Genomic DNA, 15,595 nt, shown 5'->3' with positions numbered 1-15,595 from the left:
AGATTTCTCCACCTTTTCTTACATTTCGGTAACAGAGCCGCCCGCCAATCTTACATTTCCGTAATGATCGAATTCTTTCATTGCCGGTTCATTTCCAAAGCGGGATACTTGCTCTATGTCGCGTCGCAACCGGCGACGGTTCGCTTCCATCGGAGAAAGAGTGCATGCGGGTTTGGAAACAGCTCCTCATAAGCCTTGGCGTCATTTCGGCCGGGGTTTTGCTCTGGGGCCGCTTCGTGCCTGGGGCGAACGACATGCTGGAGGCCGCGGGCCTGCCGAGCACGCTCGTCGCCGCCATCGCGCCGGCCGGTGAAGGCGGAGCGGACGGCGGCCGCGAAGGCGGGCGCGGCGGCGGCTTCGGCGGCGGGCCGGCCCTCGTCGCCACGAAGCCGGTCGCCATGGCGGTCGTCAACGACCGGCTGAACGCCATCGGCGACGGCGAGGCGATCCGCTCGGTGACGGTTACGCCCTATGCGACGGGCAACCTCACGGAGGTTCTCGTCGAATCGGGCGACCGGGTGGAGCAGGGGCAGGTGATCGCCCGCCTCGACAGCGACGAGCAGCGGATCGCCGCCGACCAGGCGCGCGTTGCCCGCGACAGCGCGGCGCAGAAGCTGGCGCGCCTGCAAGCCCTGCGGTCCTCGACCAGCATCGCGGAGCTGCAGGACGCCGAAACCGCGCTGAAAGCGGCGGAGCTGGCGCTGCGGAATGCCGAGCTGGCGCTGCGCCGCCGCGACATCACCGCGCCCTATGGCGGTGTGGTCGGCATCATCTCCGTCAATCCGGGCGACTACGTCACGACCTCCTCGGCGATCGCCCGCATCGACGACCGTTCGGAGATCCTGGTCGATTTCTGGGTGCCGGAGCGCTTTGCGACCAGCGTGCGCGTCGGCGGCGACGTGACGGCGACGGCCGTCGCGCGGCCGGGCGAGACCTTCACCGGCAAGGTTCAGGCGATCGACAACCGCATCGACCAGGAAAGCCGGACGCTGCGCGTGCGCGCCCGCATCGCCAATCCCGAGGACCTGCTGCGCGCCGGCATGTCCTTCCAGGTCACCATGCGCTTTGCCGGCGATTTCTATCCGAGCGTCGATCCGCTCTCCGTCCAGTGGAGCGCGGACGGTTCCTACATCTGGCGGGTGAAGGGCGAGACGGTCGAGCGCGTGCCGATCCATATCGTGCAGCGCAACCCGGACAAGGTGCTCGTCAGGGCGGAGCTTGCCGAAGGCGACCAGGTCGTCACGGAAGGGCTCCAGACGCTTCGGCCGGGCGGGGCGGTTCGCACCGTGGCGCAGCAGGAGCAGCAGACGCCCACCGTGACGGAGGGCTCGTGATGTCGGGGGAGACGACCGGTCTCAACGATTCCGGCAAGGCGGGGTTCACCGCGCTTTTCATCCGCCGGCCGATCTTCGCCTTCGTCTTGAACACGCTGATCGTCGTCGCCGGCCTTGCCGCCTTCACCGGCGTCGAAATCCGCGAGCTTCCCTCCGTCGACCAGCCGGTCATCAGCGTCACGACCGATTTCGACGGGGCCTCGCCCGAGACGGTCGACCGCGAGCTGACCGACGTGATCGAAGGCGCCGTCTCGCGTGTCCAGGGTATCAAGGACATCTCCTCCCAGTCCTCCTTCGGCCGCAGCCGGGTCACCCTGCAATTCTCCGATACGACGGACGTCAACCAGGCCGCGAACGACGTGCGCGACGCGCTCGGGCGCGTGGCGAACCAGATTCCCGACGGCGCCGAGGAGCCGCGTGTCGTCAAGGCCGATGCGGACAGCCAGCCGATCATGCGGCTTGCGCTCACGTCCGACACCCAGTCGCTCGAAGACCTGACGCTGCTTGCCGAGAACGAGATCACCGACCGCCTTGCCTCGGTGGAGGGCGTCGCGGACGTCGCCGTCTACGGCGACCAGGAGAAGATCTTCCGCGTCGACGTCGACCAGTCGAAGCTCGCCGCGCGCGGCCTGACGGTCGCGGACCTGCGCAACACGCTGGCGACCGCCGCCTTCGACGTGCCGGCCGGTTCGCTGAAGAGCCAGAGCCAGGACATTACGGTCCGTGCGACCGCGGACCTCGTGACGCCCGCCGATTTCGAGAACCTCATCCTCAAGAACCGCGTGCGCCTCGGCGACGTCGCCATGGTGACGATGGGACCGGACGAGGGCTCGACGGCGCTGCGCTCCAACGGCCGGCAGGGCATCGGCCTCGGCGTCATCCGCCAGGCGCAGTCCAACACGCTCGACATTTCCGAGGGCGTCAAGGAGACCGTCGCGCGGCTTGCCAGCGTGCTGCCGGAAGGTACCGAGCTCAAGATCACCAGCGACGATGCGGTCTTCATCGACGGCGCCATCCACGAGGTGGAAATCGCGCTGGCCGTCGCCGTTTTCATCGTGACGCTCGTCATCTACCTCTTCCTGCTCGACTGGCGGGCGACGCTGATTCCGACGATCAGCATGCCGATCGCGCTGATCGGCACCATCGCGGCCATCTACATGGCCGGTTTCTCGATCAACATCCTCACGCTGCTCGCCATCGTGCTGGCGACGGGTCTTGTGGTGGACGACGCCATCGTGGTGCTGGAAAACATCGTGCGCCGGCGTGCCGAGGGCCTGAAGCCGCGCGCCGCCGCGATCCTCGGCACGCTGGAAGTGTTCTTCGCCGTCATCGCGACGACCGCGACGCTCGCTGCCGTCTTCGTGCCGCTCTCCTTCCTGCCGGGCCAGGCCGGGCGGCTGTTCCGCGAGTTCGGCTTCGTTCTCGCCTTCGCCGTGTTGCTCTCCTCCTTCGTGGCGCTGACGCTCTGCCCTATGCTCGCCTCGCGCATGCTGACGAAGGACATGAAGCACGGGCATACCGGCATCCTCGCCCGCATCGGCGGCGCGGCCTCCCGCTTCTACCGCTCCAGCCTGCATGCCTGCCTCGGCGCGCCCTTCATCGTCTTCGTCGTGGCGCTGCTCTTCACCGCGGCCGGCGCGATCTCCTTCTTCACCATCAAGTCGGAGCTGACGCCGAGCGAGGACCGCTCCATGGTGATGCTGCGCGTGAACGCGCCGCAGGGCGTGTCGCTGGAATATGCCCAGGACCAGATGAAGCTTATCGAGAACAAGCTTCGCCCGCTCTACGACGGCGGAGAGATCGTCAACATCTTCTCGATCTCGGGGCAGGGCGGCTCGACGAACAGCGGCTTCATGGTGCTGACGCTCGCGCCCTGGAGCGAGCGCGAGCGCACGCAGCAGCAGATCGTCGAGGACATCAATACGGCGGTCGCCACCGTGCCCTCGGTGCGCGCCTTCGCCATCCAGCCGAACAGCCTCGGTATCCGCGGCGCCGGCAACGGCCTCCAGGTCGCGCTCGTCGGCAACGACTACACGAAGCTCGGCAACGCGGCGGCCGAACTCGTGCGCCAGATCGAGGACAGCGGCCGCTTCCAGAACGTGCGCCTCAACTACGAGGCCAACCAGGCGCAGCTTTCCGTGACCGTGAACCGCGAGCGCGCCGCCGATCTCGGCATCGACATCACGGGCCTTTCGACCGCCCTGCAAGCGATGCTGGAGGGCACCAGCGTCGTCGACGTCTATGTCGAGGGGCAGGCCTATCCGGTCAAGCTGTCCTCAACCACGACGCCGATCAACGACCCTATGGACCTGGAGAACATCTTCCTCAAGACCGGCGACGGCAAGATCGTGCCGATGTCCTCCATCGCCACGCTGGAGGAAAGGGCGGTCGCGCCGCAGCTTTCCCGCGAGCAGCAGCTTCGCGCCGTCTCGCTCTCCGCCGGCCTCAAGGACGGCCTTGCGCTCGGCGATGCGCTCGCCATGGTGCAGGAGATGGCCGAACCCCTGCTGCCGGAAGGTTCGCGCCTGCTGCCGATGGCGGAAGCGGCGACGCTCCAGGAAAATTCGAGCGGCCTCCTCATCACCTTCGGCTTCGCCATCGCGATCATCTTCCTCGTGCTGGCGGCGCAGTTCGAAAGCTTCGTCAGCGCGGTCATCATCATGGTGACGGTGCCGCTCGGCCTCGCCTGCGCCGTGTTCGCGATGATCCTGACGGGAACGACGCTCAACATCTACAGCCAGATCGGCCTCGTGCTGCTCGTCGGCATCATGGCGAAGAACGGCATCCTCATCGTCGAATTCGCCAACCAGCTGCGCGACCGCGGGCAGGATATCCGCAGCGCCATCGAGAACGCCTCGAACATCCGCCTGCGCCCGGTCCTGATGACGATGATCGCCACCGTCGTCGGCGCCGTGCCTCTGGTCCTGGCGAGCGGGGCGGGCGCGGAGGCGCGCATCTCGCTCGGCTGGGTGCTCGTCGGCGGCCTCGGCCTGGCGACGGTCGTCACGCTCTACCTCACGCCCGTCGCCTATCTGGTGATCGCCCGCTTCACCAGCCCGCATGCGGACGAGGAAAAGCGGCTTGCCGCCGAGCTGCACCATGCCGAGACCCTTGCCAGGGGCGGCGGCGCCCTGCCGCAGGCAGCGGAGTGACAGCCTTGCCGACGGCCCGCAAATGGTGACGACGATCCGATATTTGCGGCTGGACAGCCGTGCGCCAATTTGCTGAGTAGGCCCTCACAGGCAGGAGGGTCCGAAAATGGCATTGGCGGATATCAGGGGCGGCGCGCGCAACGAGAAGGGCATCGCCGAGGCGCTGCCGCGCCTTGCCGAGCGCTTCGGCCGGCGTTTCCAGACCGGCGAGGCGATCCGCATCCAGCATGCGCACACCACCACCTATATCCCCCCTCAGCTTCCGGACGGCGTCGTCTTCGTGGAGAACGCCGAGGAGGTGAAGGCGGTCGTCGGGCTGTGCGCGGCGCTGAAGGTGCCGGTCGTCCCCTTCGGCACGGGCTCCTCGCTGGAGGGCCAGGTCAATGCGCCGCACGGCGGCATCTCCATCGATTTCAGCAACATGAAGCGCGTGCTGGAGGTGAATGCCGAGGACCTCGACTGCACCGTCGAGCCGGGGATCACCCGCGAGGAGCTGAACACCTACCTGCGGGACACGGGCCTCTTCTTCCCGATCGATCCCGGCGCCAACGCCTCGATCGGCGGCATGGCCTCGACGCGCGCGTCGGGCACGAACGCGGTGCGCTACGGCACGATGAAGGACAATGTGCTGGCGGTGACCGCCGTGACGGCGACCGGCGAGGAGATCCGCACCGCCCGCCGCGCGCGCAAATCCTCCGCCGGCTACGACCTGACGCGGCTCTTCGTGGGAGCCGAGGGCACGCTCGGCGTCCTGACCTCGGTCACGCTGCGCCTCCAGGGCATTCCCGCCGTCATCGCCGGCGGCATCTGCGGCTTCCCGACGCTGAAGGACGCCTGCAACGCCGTCATCATGACGATCCAGCTCGGCATCCCGGTCGCCCGCATCGAGCTTGTCAACACGCTCCAGATCAAGGCGTGCAACGCCTATTCCGGCCTCACGCTGCCGGAACAGCCGACGCTCTTCGTGGAGTTCCACGGCAACGCGGAGAGCGTGCGCCTGCAATCGGAGGAGTTCGGCGCGATCGCCGCCGAATGCGGCGGCGGCGAATTCCAATGGACGGCCGATGCCGGGCAGCGGGCGAAGCTCTGGAAGGCGCGGCACGACGTGTATTGGGCGGCCAAGGCGCTGCGGCCCGGCCATGCGGTCATCGCGACGGACGTCTGCGTGCCGATCTCGCGGCTTGCCGATTGCGTGGCGGAAACGGAGATCGACATCGAGCAGCACGGCCTGCTGGCGCCCATCGTCGGCCATGCCGGCGACGGCAACTTCCATGTCAGCCTCGTCTTCGACGACAAGGATCCCGCCCATGTCGAGCAGGTGGAGGCCTTCGTCGGCCGCCTGAACGCCCGGGCGCTCGCCATGGACGGCACCTGCACGGGCGAGCACGGCATCGGGCAGGGCAAGCAGTCCTTCCTGCCGGGCGAGCTCGGCGGCTCCGTCGCGCTCATGCGGCAGATCAAGCAGGCACTCGACCCGGACAACATTCTGAACCCCGGCAAGATTTTTTCGACCCTCTCGGAGAATTAAACGTTATCCTTGAGGCGGTGAACGGAATTCGAGGCATGCGGCGTGCTTTCTAGGATCATGCTCTTCGTCGGTGGCGTGGTGGTCGTGGCGCTCTTTTCGGCGCTGCTCGCCCCGCTCTTCATCGACTGGACCAGCTTCCGGCAGAATTTCGAGCGCGAGGCGAGCCGCATCATGGGGCGCACCGTCATCGTGCACGGCAGCGTCGACGCCCGGCTGATCCCGTTCCCCTCCGTGACGCTCAACGACGTGCGTGTCGGCTCTCCCGAGGACGGCGCGCCGCTGGTCGAGGTGGCGCGTTTCTCCATGGATGCGGAACTGGCGCCCTTCCTCTCCGGCGAAGCGCTGATCTTCGACATGCGCATCGAGGAGCCGAAGGCGCGCATAAAGCTCTTCCAGGACGGCACGCTGGACTGGGCGCGAGGCCGCAAATCCGACATTCCCGCCCGCACCGTCATCCTCGAGAACGTCTCCATCACGGGCGGCGAGATCGAATTCGTCGACGAGCAGACCGGCCGCACGCGCCGCGTCACCGGCCTTGACGCGCAGCTCGCGGCAAAGTCGCTTGGCGGGCCTTGGCGCATCGACGGGCGCGCGGCGCTCGACGGCGAGAGCGGTGCCTTCCAGCTATCGAGCGGACAGGTGGAGAACGGCGCGCTTTCCATGCGCGCCCGCATCGTGCCCGACCGGCTGTCCTTCACCGCCGACCTCGACGGGAACTTGAAGGTCGTGGATTTCCGCCCGCAGTATCAGGGCGGCTTCACCCTCTCGGAAAAACCGCGCCCGAAGGGCGAGGGGGCCGGCGATCCCATCCGCGTTGCCGGAAAGTTCGAGCTTTCCAACGAGCGCATCCGCGTTCCGGAATACCGGCTCGAGGCCGGCCCGCCCGACGATCCCTATGTGGTGACCGGCGAAGCGACGCTCGATACCGGCCGCGCGCCGGAATTCCTGCTGATCGCCGACGGCCAGCAGATCGACGTCAGCCGCATCGGCAACAACGGGGAGACCGGCAAGACCGGCCGCAACCCGCAGGTTTCCGCCCGCCAGAGGCTTCAGGCGCTGCTGGCGATCGCGGCCGACATCCCCATACCGCAGGTGCCGGGGCGGGCAAGCCTTTTCCTGCCGGCCGTGGTCGTGGGCGATACCACCGTGCGCGAAATCCGGCTCGACGTGAAGCCGGACGGCGACGGATGGCGCATCGACCGGGCCGATGCGCTGCTGCCCGGCCGCACCAAGCTGGAGGCGAAGGGGCGGCTGACGCTGCGCGAAAACCGCGGCTTCGTCGGCGACCTGCTCGTCGCCTCCAACCAGCCCTCGGGGTTCGCGGCCTGGCTGGCAGGCTCCGTCGATCCGGAAATCCGCAAGCTGAAGACGGCGGGCTTTTCCGCCGAGGTGAATCTCACGGACGAGTTGCAGCGCTTCGAGAATCTCGAAATCGCCATCGGCGGCGCCTCGCTGACCGGCCGGCTGGAGCGCGAATCCCGTTCGGATGCCGCTCCCACGCTCTCGCTGCAGCTGCGCGGCAACGAGGTGGCGCTGGAATCGCTTCAGGCCCTTGCCGGGCTCGTCGCGGGCGATGCCTCGCTCTCCACCGTGCTTTCCCATTCCATCGCGCTCGACATCAAGGCGGACCGCCTTCTCGCCTTCGGCGAAAGCGCCGACGGCGTCAGCGCCGCGCTTTCGGTGAAGGACGGGCTCCTGACCCTGAACCGCGTGGACGTCGCCTCGCTGGAGGGCGCCGCGCTGTCGGCGAGCGGCAGCCTCGGCGGCTCGCTTCTCGAGCCGGACGCCGGCCTGGGCATGACGGTGAAGGTGGCGGAGATGCGGCCGGTGGCCGAAATGCTGGCACGGCACCTGCCGGCCCATCCGCTGCTTTCCCGCTTCGTCGCCAATGCCGGCTATTACGACAATGCCGATCTTACCCTGCGGGCTGCGCTCTCGGGGGAAGAAGGAGAGCCGGCGACCTTCACCGTGAGCGGCCCCGTCAACGACGGGCGGGTCGACTTGAAGCTGTCGGCGGCAACGCCCGCCGATCTCGTGCGCGGGCGCAATTTCGAGCTGGAAGGCAGCATCTCCAATCCGCAGTCCGTGGTGCTCGCCGGGCAGGTGGGGCTCGATCCGCTGCCCTTCGATGCCGATCCGGACGGCAGCGTCACCTTCCGCGTGCGGCAGGGGGAAGACGGGCCGGCCGAGGTCTCGGCGGCGTTCAACGCCGGCAGCACGTCCATTTCCGCCGAGGGCACGGCGGTGCTCGCCGCCGAACGCTTCCTGACCGGCTCCCTTGCGCTTTCGGCAAGGAGCGACGACATCGAGCCGTACCTGATGATGAACGGCATCGCCCTGCCGCAGGCCGGCACCGGCCTGCCGCTTGCCCTGGAGGCGTCGGTCGCGACGAGCGCCGAGGCGATCGCGGTCACGGGGATTTCCGGCGAGGCGGATCGCAATGCCTTCTCCGGCAACCTGACATTCGACCGCGCGGCACCGACGCTCAAGGGCACCGGCGCGCTGCGTTTCGACACGGTGGATTTCGCTTTCCTTGCGGAGGCGGTCGGCGGGCCGGTGACGGACGTCGTGGACGGCGGGCTGAACACCGCACCCCTCGTGCAGCCGCTTCAGGACGCTGCCGACGTCTCGGTGGCGCTTGAGGCCGGATCGTTCTGGCCGGGTCTCTACGGAGCGGTGGAGGGCTTCAAGGCCGATCTCGCCTGGAAGGGCGGCGAACTGGCATTGACCGACATGACGGGCGACTGGCTGGGCGGCAGGCTTTCCGGACGCCTCAAGGTCGCCAATGCGGACGAGAACGGGCTGTTCGAGGCACGCGCCGAGCTTTCGGGCGTCGATCTGTCGAGGATCGTCTGGTCCGGCCCGCAAGGTGCGGTCGCCGGCGGCAGGGCGGATGTGACGCTTGCCGTCGACGCCTCGGGCAGGAGCGTGCGGGCCATGGTCGAGGGGGCCAGCGGCTCGGGTGAAGCCCGGGTGTCGGACTTCGTGGTGCGCGGGCTGGATACCGGAGCGCTGCCTTTGCTGCTGGCGGCGGCGGACGGCATCGAAGGCGACATCACGCCGGAGCGCGTCGCCGGCTTCGCGTCGGATGCCATCCTGAAAGGGCAGGCCGCGCTCGGCGCCGTGCGTATTCCCTTCGCGCTGGCCGGCGGCAGGCTGCGGGTGCAGAGCGTGACGGCGGAAGACGGCAAGGCCGCGCTTTCCGGCGATGCGGACATCGACCTTGCCGAGGGCACGATGGCAGGACGGCTTTCCGTCACCTACAAGGCGGGCGAGGACGCGCTGGCCGGCGCCGAGCCGGAAGCGGCGCTTTCCTATCGCGGCCTCGTGGCGGCGCCGGGCGTCGAGCTCGACGTGCAGCCGCTTGCCAACTACCTGTCGCTGCGCCGTTTCGAGACGGAGCGGCGGCGCGTGGAGACGCTGCAGGCGAACGTATTGGAAAAGCAGCGCCTGCGGCGCGAAGCGGCCCTCTACCGTTCGCGCGCGGAGGCCCGGGCGGCGCTTGCCGAGGCCATGCGCCTTCAGATGGAAGAGGAGGAGCGGCGGCGCGCGGCGGCCCGCGAGCGTGCCGAGAAGGAGCGTTCCGCGCGGGCGGCTGCGGAAGAGGCCGAGCGCGCAAGGCGCAAGGCGGCGGACGACGCCCGCCGGCTGCTGGAGGCGCAGGAGGAGGCTCGCCGGCTGTCCGAACAGCGCGCTGCGGAAGAGGCGCGCAAGGCGGAAGAGGAGGCGAGGCGCCGCCGCCTGCCGGTTTCCCCCGAAGAGGGCGTCGAGCGCGGCGAGGAACTGCCGCCCGTCGACAGCGGGCAGAACCTGAACTTCGACACGCTGCCGGGCGTCAATTAGGGTCGTCTAGGGTCGTCTAGGGTCGTCGCCGCCGGCCTTGCGTTTCAGCCATTCCAGCACGAAGAGACGCAGCGCCGAGGAAAGGTTGCCGTCGATGCCGCGGGCGTCGTCGATTTCGCGCAGGAGGGCGGCGAGCGGCATGCCCCGCTCGTCGGCGATGGCCTTCAACGCGTCATGGAAGGCGGGTTCGAGCGAGAAGCTCGTACGATGGCCGTGCAGCGTGGTGGAGTATTTGCGGATCATGCCCCATCCTTGCCATCGCGATTGAGGTGATTGGCAGATCGATTCCGGGTTTGCCGGCAGGCGATTGAAACCGCGGGGGAAATGTCAGTCGGCCGCATCGTCGGGCCGCTCCAGGCGGCCCTGGTCGAGCGTCTTCCGCGCCTTCTCGTTGAGCGCGCGCGTCAGCGCCTTCTCCGCCTTCGTGCGGCCGAAGGCGATCCGGTTCTCGCCGGCCTGCTTCTCCTTTTCGGAGCGCGCCTTCTGCTTGCGGAACTGGCGGAGGTTGACGACGTCGCCGCTCATCGCAGGCACTCAGTTCTTCTTGCGGAAGGAATCGAGCGAGACGACGGAACCGCCCTTGCCGTTGTCGTCGCCACCGGTCGGCGGCGTCGGCTCCTCCGCGGGCTCCTCGGCCTTCTCGGCAACGGCGGGATAGGCCGTGACCTCGGCGGAGTGGTCGTCTTCCTCCACCGCCGGCACGTCGAACTCCAGCTCGAAGCTGACGGACGGGTCGTAGAAGCCGCGGATGGCGTTGAAGGGGATGACGAGCTTTTCCGGCGTGTCGGAGAAGGAGAGGCCGATCTCGAACTGGCTCTCGCTGACCTTCAGGTCCCAGAACTGGTGCTGGATGACGATGGTCATCTGCTCGGAATATTTCGCCTTCAGATGCTGCGAGATGCGCACGCCGGGGGCATTGGTCAGGAAGGTGATGAAGAAATGGTGCTCGCCGGGCAAATGGCCCGTGACCGCAACTTCGGACAGAACCTTGCGAATGACGCTGCGCAGCGCGTCCTGGGCGAGAATGTCGTAGCGAATGTGGTCTTGCGCCATCCGTTCCTGTCTTTCTTCCTGCCTTTGTAATTCAGGCATTGCATGTCGTCTCACGCCTTGCGGCACGAGTCATCTGGCACAGCTATAGACCATTTCAAGGGTTTGGAGAAGGTGAAGGCTTCTGTTGCCAGGTGCCTTCGGACCCCGCCTGCCGGTGCGACCCGTCAGGACTTTGAGTGAAGTGTCACACCGCCATTAGGCAGCGAGACGAGCTTCCGCATAGTTGTCGTTTGCAACTATAAGTTTAGCCCGATAACGGTGGTACAATGCCGGGCAAAAAGTCGATCTTTACACCCTTGTCGATCCTATTTCGCCCCCATCAAAAGCCGGTCCGTCGCGATCGACCGGTTTTTGGTGGAGGCGCCGGGTACCGCCCCCGGGTCCAATGGGTTTATTACACCGCCCGTTTATTGCCATAGCTGCCGAAGCAGCACCCCACATATAGGTGCTCTTCCGGCCCAAGAAAAGGGCTTTGTGACAGCAATTCGGGCATTGGCCGTCCCGGGACGGCGCATTCGTGCTTGACTTGCCGCTTGCGCGCGAAAACGATGACGCCGCGCCAGGCGCCATGGCGGCGGCAACGGAGTGCGCGCAGAGGAGACACCATGACCGACTATCTCGCAGATGTCCGCAAGTACGACAGCGGTGCCGACGAGGCCATCGTCAAGAAGATCGTGAGCCATCTCGGCATCGCGTTGCGCAACCGCGACTCCTCGCTGGTCTCCTGCTCCGATCCGGAAGAACTGGACCGCGTGAAGGAAAAGTGGTGCGGCAAGAAGCTGGGCGTCAGCGGCGAGGCAGCCGACAGGGCCGTCGAGGCGGTCTGCAAGGCCATGGCCGACGACCGCACCAAATCGCGCGTCACCTTCTACTATCTTGCCGCCAAGGAACTCGGGAAACTCGGCGCGCTCGCCTGAGGAAAGCCGGGAAAATCCCATTTCACCCTTTGGCCGCCGCCGCTCCCGCTCTAGTATCCCATGCTGGACAACGAATCGGCGGCGACCATGCAGCAGTATCTCGATCTTCTCGCCCATGTGATGGAAAACGGCACCGACCGCGGGGACCGGACGGGCACCGGCACGCGCGGCGTCTTCGGCTACCAGATGCGCTTCGACCTGTCCGAAGGGTTTCCGGTGCTGACCACCAAGAAGCTGCACCTGCGCTCCATCATCCATGAGCTGCTGTGGTTCCTGAAGGGCGACACCAACATCGCCTACCTCCACGAGAACGGCGTCACCATCTGGGACGAATGGGCCGACGAGAACGGCGAGCTGGGGCCCGTCTACGGCTATCAGTGGCGCTCCTGGCCGACCCACGACGGACGGCATCTCGACCAGATCGTCGCCGTCCTCGACAGCATCAGGCGCAATCCGAATTCGCGCCGCCATATCGTTTCGGCATGGAATCCGGCGCTCGTCGACGAGATGGCGCTGCCGCCGTGCCACTGCCTGTTCCAGTTCCATGTGGCGGACGGAAAACTCTCCTGCCAGCTCTACCAGCGCTCCGCCGACATCTTCCTCGGCGTGCCCTTCAACATCGCCTCCTATGCGCTGCTGACGATGATGGTGGCGCAGGTGACGGATCTCCAGCCGGGCGATTTCGTGCACACGCTGGGCGATGCGCATATCTATGCCAACCATTTCGACCAGGTGCGCACGCAGCTGACGCGCCGGCCCAAGCCCTTGCCCTTCATGAAGCTCAATCCGGAGGTGAAGGATCTTTTCTCCTTCAAGTTCGAGGACTTCACCCTGATCGGCTACGAAGCCGATTCAAGCATCAAGGCGCCGATCGCCGTCTGATTACCCGGAAAGCCGACCCGCATGAGCCAAGTCAAGATCGTCCTCGTCGTGGCCGTCGCGAAGAACGGCGTCATCGGCCGCGACGGCGACCTGCCGTGGCGCCTGCCTTCGGACCTCAAACGCTTCAAGCAGCTGACGCTCGGCAAGCCCGTGCTGATGGGGCGCAAGACCTGGGATTCGATCGGCCGGCCGCTGCCCGGCCGGCCGAACATCGTCGTCACCCGCGATGCCGCCTTTTCCGCCCCCGGTGCCGAGGTCGTGTCCTCGCTCGATGCGGGGTTGGCCGCGGCCCGGCGCGAGGCGGAAAGGCTCGGGGTCGACGAGGTCTGCGTCATCGGCGGCGGGCAGATCTATGCCCAGGTCTTCGACCGTGCGGACATTCTGCATGTCACGCACGTGGAGGCGGACGTGGACGGCGACACGCGTTTTCCGGCAATCGATCCGGCCCGCTTCGAGAAGGTTGTCGAGGAGCCCATTCCCCGGGGCGAGAAGGACAGCCATGCCATGCGCTTCGTCACCTGGCGCCGGAAAGCGGCCGGATAAACCATAAATCGCGCCGATCACGAACTATTTTGCCGCACGGGGGCGCAAGGCCTTGAGGATTTGTTGAAAGGTGCCGGAGGGATACCTATAACGGGTTCACTTCGTATGTCGCGGCAAAACAATGCGCGAAATGCGGCCGGAGCAGTTTCAGCAAAGGCGCGAAGCGGTTTTGCTTCCGGAACTGCGCGGAAACGAACAGATGAAGCCTGTCCCGCTTTTCGGAACGTGGATTGGCTTCAAGGGGATTTGAAAGAAAGAGGTATTGATGCCCTGGAGCAATCAGAACGGCGGCGGCGGCCCTTGGGGCGGCGGCGGCGGAAACAATCAGGGGCCATGGGGGCAGGGATCGAACCGCCCCCGCGGCGGCGGGGGAAGCGGCAGCGGCGGCCCGCCGGACCTTGAGGAGATCATCCGGCGCGGCCAGGACCAGCTGAAGAACGTCATGCCCGGCGGCCTCAACGGCGGCGTGGTGGTCATCGCGCTGCTCCTCATCGGCGTCTTCTGGCTGATGAACTCGATCTACACGGTCCAGCCGGACGAGCGCGGCGTCGAATTGCGCTTCGGCAAGCCGAAGCAGGAAATCTCCATGCCGGGCCTGCATTTCCACCTGTGGCCGCTCGAGACCGTGGAGCTCGTCAAGATCACCGAGCAGCAGCAGAACATCGGCCGCCGCACGGCGGCGTCGACGTCCGACAGCTCCGGCCTGATGCTGACGGGCGACCAGAACATCGTCAACGTGCAGTTCTCGGTGCTCTATTCGGTCACCGATCCGCAGTCCTACCTCTTCAACCTCGAATATCCGGCCGAGACGCTGCAGCAGGTCGCCGAAAGCGCCATGCGCGAGGTGGTCGGCCGCCGCCCGGCCCAGGACATCTTCCGCGACAACCGCCAGGCGATCGCCGAGGGCGTGAAGACGACGATCCAGGCGACCATGGATGCCTATGGCGCCGGCATCTCGATCAATACGGTCGCCATCGAGGACGCGGCTCCCCCGCGCGAGGTGGCCGACGCCTTCGACGAGGTGCAGCGCGCCGAGCAGGACGAAGACCGCTTCGTCGAGGAAGCCAACCAGTATGCCAACCAGAAGCTCGGTCTTGCCCGCGGCCAGGCCGCGCAGATCCGCGAAGAGGCGGCCGCCTACAAGGACCGCGTCGTCAAGGAGGCTGAAGGTGAGGCGGCGCGCTTCCTGTCCATCTACGAGCAGTACAAGGCGGCTCCGGACGTGACCCGCAAGCGCCTCTTCCTCGAAACCATGGAAGGCGTGATGAAGAATTCCAAGAAGGTCATCATCGACGAAAAGCAGGGCGGGCAGGGCGTCGTTCCCTTCCTTCCCCTCAACGAACTCGGCCGGGCCACCGGCCCGCAGCAGGCGGGAGGCACGCAGTAATGGGCAACCGTCTACCAGCCGTCCTGATCGCCGTCGGCGTTCTCCTCTTCATCGCCTACTCGTCGGTGTTCGTCGTCAACGAGCGCCAGCAGGCAATCGTCATCCGCTTCGGCCAGATCCAGGACGTCAAGGCCGAACCCGGCCTCTACTTCAAGCTGCCCTTCGGCTTCATGGATGCCGACAGCGTCCAGTACATCCAGGACCAGGCGCTTCGCTTCGACCTCGACGACATCCGCGTCCAGGTCTCGGGCGGCAAGTTCTACGAGGTCGACGCCTTCGTGGTCTACAAGATCACGGATGCGCGCCGCTTCCGTGAAACCGTCTCGGGCGACCGGGAATCGGCCGAATCGCGCCTGCGCACCCGTCTCGACGCGGCGCTGCGCCGGGTCTACGGTCTGCGCGGCTTCGAATCCGCCCTGTCGGAAGAGCGCGCCTCGATGATGCGCGAGGTCCGCGGCGAACTGACGAACGACGCGTCGAACCTCGGCCTGACGATCTCCGACGTGCGGATCCGCCGCACCGACCTGACGCAGGAGGTCTCGCAGCAGACCTACGACCGCATGAAGGCCGAGCGTCTCGCCGAAGCCGAGCTCATCCGTGCCCGCGGCAACGAGGAAGGCCAGCGCCGCCGCGCCATCGCCGACCGTCAGGTCGTCGAGTTCATCGCGGCCGCGCAGCGCGACTCGGAAATCCTCAGGGGTGAGGGTGACGGCGAGCGCAACCGCGTCTTCGGCGAGGCCTTCTCGCAGGATCCGGACTTCTTCGACTTCTACCGGTCGATGAGCGCTTACCGCGATGCGATGGGTTCGTCCGACACCACGCTGGTATTGTCGCCGCAGTCGGAATTCTTCCGGTACTTCGAGGATGCCGCCGGCGCGAAGCCTGCGGCCTCCGGTGCCGGGACCGGCACGACGAACGGCACCGCGACGACGCCGTCGACGGAAAACTGAGAACGC

General features: G+C 66.7%; 12 protein-coding genes and 1 other RNA gene. 9 read left to right on the top strand and 4 right to left on the bottom strand.

The window, feature by feature from the left end; translation table 11 throughout:
- Positions 1–164: 164 nt before the first annotated feature.
- From ACIIOY_RS00170 to ACIIOY_RS00155, 4 genes are all read left to right on the top strand, one after another.
- Positions 165–1,334, top strand: coding sequence for an efflux RND transporter periplasmic adaptor subunit (locus ACIIOY_RS00170; protein WP_411032583.1), 1,170 nt, complete (start codon positions 165–167; stop codon positions 1,332–1,334).
- On the top strand, positions 1,334–4,486 hold the full coding sequence (locus ACIIOY_RS00165; RefSeq protein WP_411032582.1) for an efflux RND transporter permease subunit: 3,153 nt from the start codon (positions 1,334–1,336) through the stop codon (positions 4,484–4,486). The genes ACIIOY_RS00170 and ACIIOY_RS00165 overlap by 1 nt, the downstream gene beginning before the upstream one ends.
- 106 nt (positions 4,487–4,592) lie before the next feature.
- Positions 4,593–6,014, top strand: coding sequence for an FAD-binding oxidoreductase (locus ACIIOY_RS00160; RefSeq protein ID WP_411032581.1), 1,422 nt, complete (start codon positions 4,593–4,595; stop codon positions 6,012–6,014).
- A gap of 42 nt (positions 6,015–6,056) precedes the next feature.
- Positions 6,057–9,857 carry an AsmA family protein gene (locus ACIIOY_RS00155; RefSeq protein WP_411032580.1) on the top strand — a complete coding sequence of 1,267 codons (3,801 nt, stop codon included), beginning with the start codon at positions 6,057–6,059 and terminating at the stop codon, positions 9,855–9,857.
- A 6-nt stretch (positions 9,858–9,863) separates the two neighbouring features.
- Here the strand turns inward: ACIIOY_RS00155 and ACIIOY_RS00150 are convergent, their stop codons facing one another.
- The 4 genes from ACIIOY_RS00150 to ssrA form a co-directional block, all read right to left on the bottom strand.
- Positions 9,864–10,100 carry a ribbon-helix-helix domain-containing protein gene (locus ACIIOY_RS00150; RefSeq protein ID WP_411032579.1) on the bottom strand — a complete coding sequence of 79 codons (237 nt, stop codon included), beginning with the start codon at positions 10,098–10,100 and terminating at the stop codon, positions 9,864–9,866.
- An 84-nt stretch (positions 10,101–10,184) separates the two neighbouring features.
- Positions 10,185–10,382 carry a DUF4169 family protein gene (locus tag ACIIOY_RS00145; protein WP_411033033.1) on the bottom strand — a complete coding sequence of 66 codons (198 nt, stop codon included), beginning with the start codon at positions 10,380–10,382 and terminating at the stop codon, positions 10,185–10,187.
- Positions 10,383–10,391: 9 nt separating this feature from the next.
- Entirely contained in the window at positions 10,392–10,910 is a 519-nt protein-coding gene (locus ACIIOY_RS00140; protein WP_411032578.1) for an SspB family protein, read from the bottom strand.
- A gap of 110 nt (positions 10,911–11,020) precedes the next feature.
- Positions 11,021–11,381: a transfer-messenger RNA gene (gene ssrA / locus ACIIOY_RS00135) on the bottom strand.
- 134 nt (positions 11,382–11,515) lie between these two features.
- Here ssrA and ACIIOY_RS00130 point away from each other — a divergent pair.
- The 5 genes from ACIIOY_RS00130 (at position 11,516) to hflC (ending at position 15,589) form a co-directional block, all read left to right on the top strand.
- Entirely contained in the window at positions 11,516–11,827 is a 312-nt protein-coding gene (locus ACIIOY_RS00130) for a DUF2853 family protein (RefSeq protein ID WP_411032577.1), read from the top strand.
- 87 nt (positions 11,828–11,914) lie between these two features.
- Positions 11,915–12,709, top strand: a complete 795-nt coding sequence (locus tag ACIIOY_RS00125) for a thymidylate synthase (RefSeq protein ID WP_411033032.1) — start codon at positions 11,915–11,917, stop codon at positions 12,707–12,709.
- A gap of 21 nt (positions 12,710–12,730) precedes the next feature.
- A complete protein-coding gene (locus tag ACIIOY_RS00120) occupies positions 12,731–13,252 on the top strand; it encodes a dihydrofolate reductase (protein ID WP_411032576.1) in 522 nt (173 codons plus the stop codon).
- A gap of 265 nt (positions 13,253–13,517) precedes the next feature.
- Positions 13,518–14,639, top strand: coding sequence for an FtsH protease activity modulator HflK (gene hflK, locus ACIIOY_RS00115; RefSeq protein ID WP_411032575.1), 1,122 nt, complete (start codon positions 13,518–13,520; stop codon positions 14,637–14,639).
- Complete coding sequence (gene hflC / locus ACIIOY_RS00110) at positions 14,639–15,589, top strand: protease modulator HflC (RefSeq protein ID WP_411032574.1); 951 nt, start codon at positions 14,639–14,641, stop codon at positions 15,587–15,589. Before hflK ends, hflC begins: the two co-directional genes overlap by 1 nt.
- The last annotated feature ends 6 nt before the right edge of the window (positions 15,590–15,595 follow it).

The organism is Shinella agrisoli (assembly GCF_046557955.1).
Lineage (GTDB): Bacteria > Pseudomonadota > Alphaproteobacteria > Rhizobiales > Rhizobiaceae > Shinella.
Note: the sequence above shows the minus strand (reverse complement) of the source record. Positions and strands in the feature narration are given on the sequence as shown.

Excerpts from the sequence above, each read along its gene's own strand:
- ACIIOY_RS00170 (WP_411032583.1), top strand. The coding sequence starts at position 165 with ATGCGGGTTTGGAAACAGCTCCTCATAAGCCTTGGCGTCATTTCGGCC.
- ACIIOY_RS00165 (WP_411032582.1), top strand. The coding sequence starts at position 1,334 with ATGTCGGGGGAGACGACCGGTCTCAACGATTCCGGCAAGGCGGGGTTC.
- ACIIOY_RS00160 (WP_411032581.1), top strand. The coding sequence starts at position 4,593 with ATGGCATTGGCGGATATCAGGGGCGGCGCGCGCAACGAGAAGGGCATC.
- ACIIOY_RS00150 (WP_411032579.1), bottom strand. The coding sequence starts at position 10,100 with ATGATCCGCAAATACTCCACCACGCTGCACGGCCATCGTACGAGCTTC.
- ACIIOY_RS00145 (WP_411033033.1), bottom strand. The coding sequence starts at position 10,382 with ATGAGCGGCGACGTCGTCAACCTCCGCCAGTTCCGCAAGCAGAAGGCG.
- ACIIOY_RS00140 (WP_411032578.1), bottom strand. The coding sequence starts at position 10,910 with ATGGCGCAAGACCACATTCGCTACGACATTCTCGCCCAGGACGCGCTG.
- ACIIOY_RS00130 (WP_411032577.1), top strand. The coding sequence starts at position 11,516 with ATGACCGACTATCTCGCAGATGTCCGCAAGTACGACAGCGGTGCCGAC.
- ACIIOY_RS00125 (WP_411033032.1), top strand. The coding sequence starts at position 11,915 with ATGCAGCAGTATCTCGATCTTCTCGCCCATGTGATGGAAAACGGCACC.
- ACIIOY_RS00120 (WP_411032576.1), top strand. The coding sequence starts at position 12,731 with ATGAGCCAAGTCAAGATCGTCCTCGTCGTGGCCGTCGCGAAGAACGGC.
- hflK (WP_411032575.1), top strand. The coding sequence starts at position 13,518 with ATGCCCTGGAGCAATCAGAACGGCGGCGGCGGCCCTTGGGGCGGCGGC.
- hflC (WP_411032574.1), top strand. The coding sequence starts at position 14,639 with ATGGGCAACCGTCTACCAGCCGTCCTGATCGCCGTCGGCGTTCTCCTC.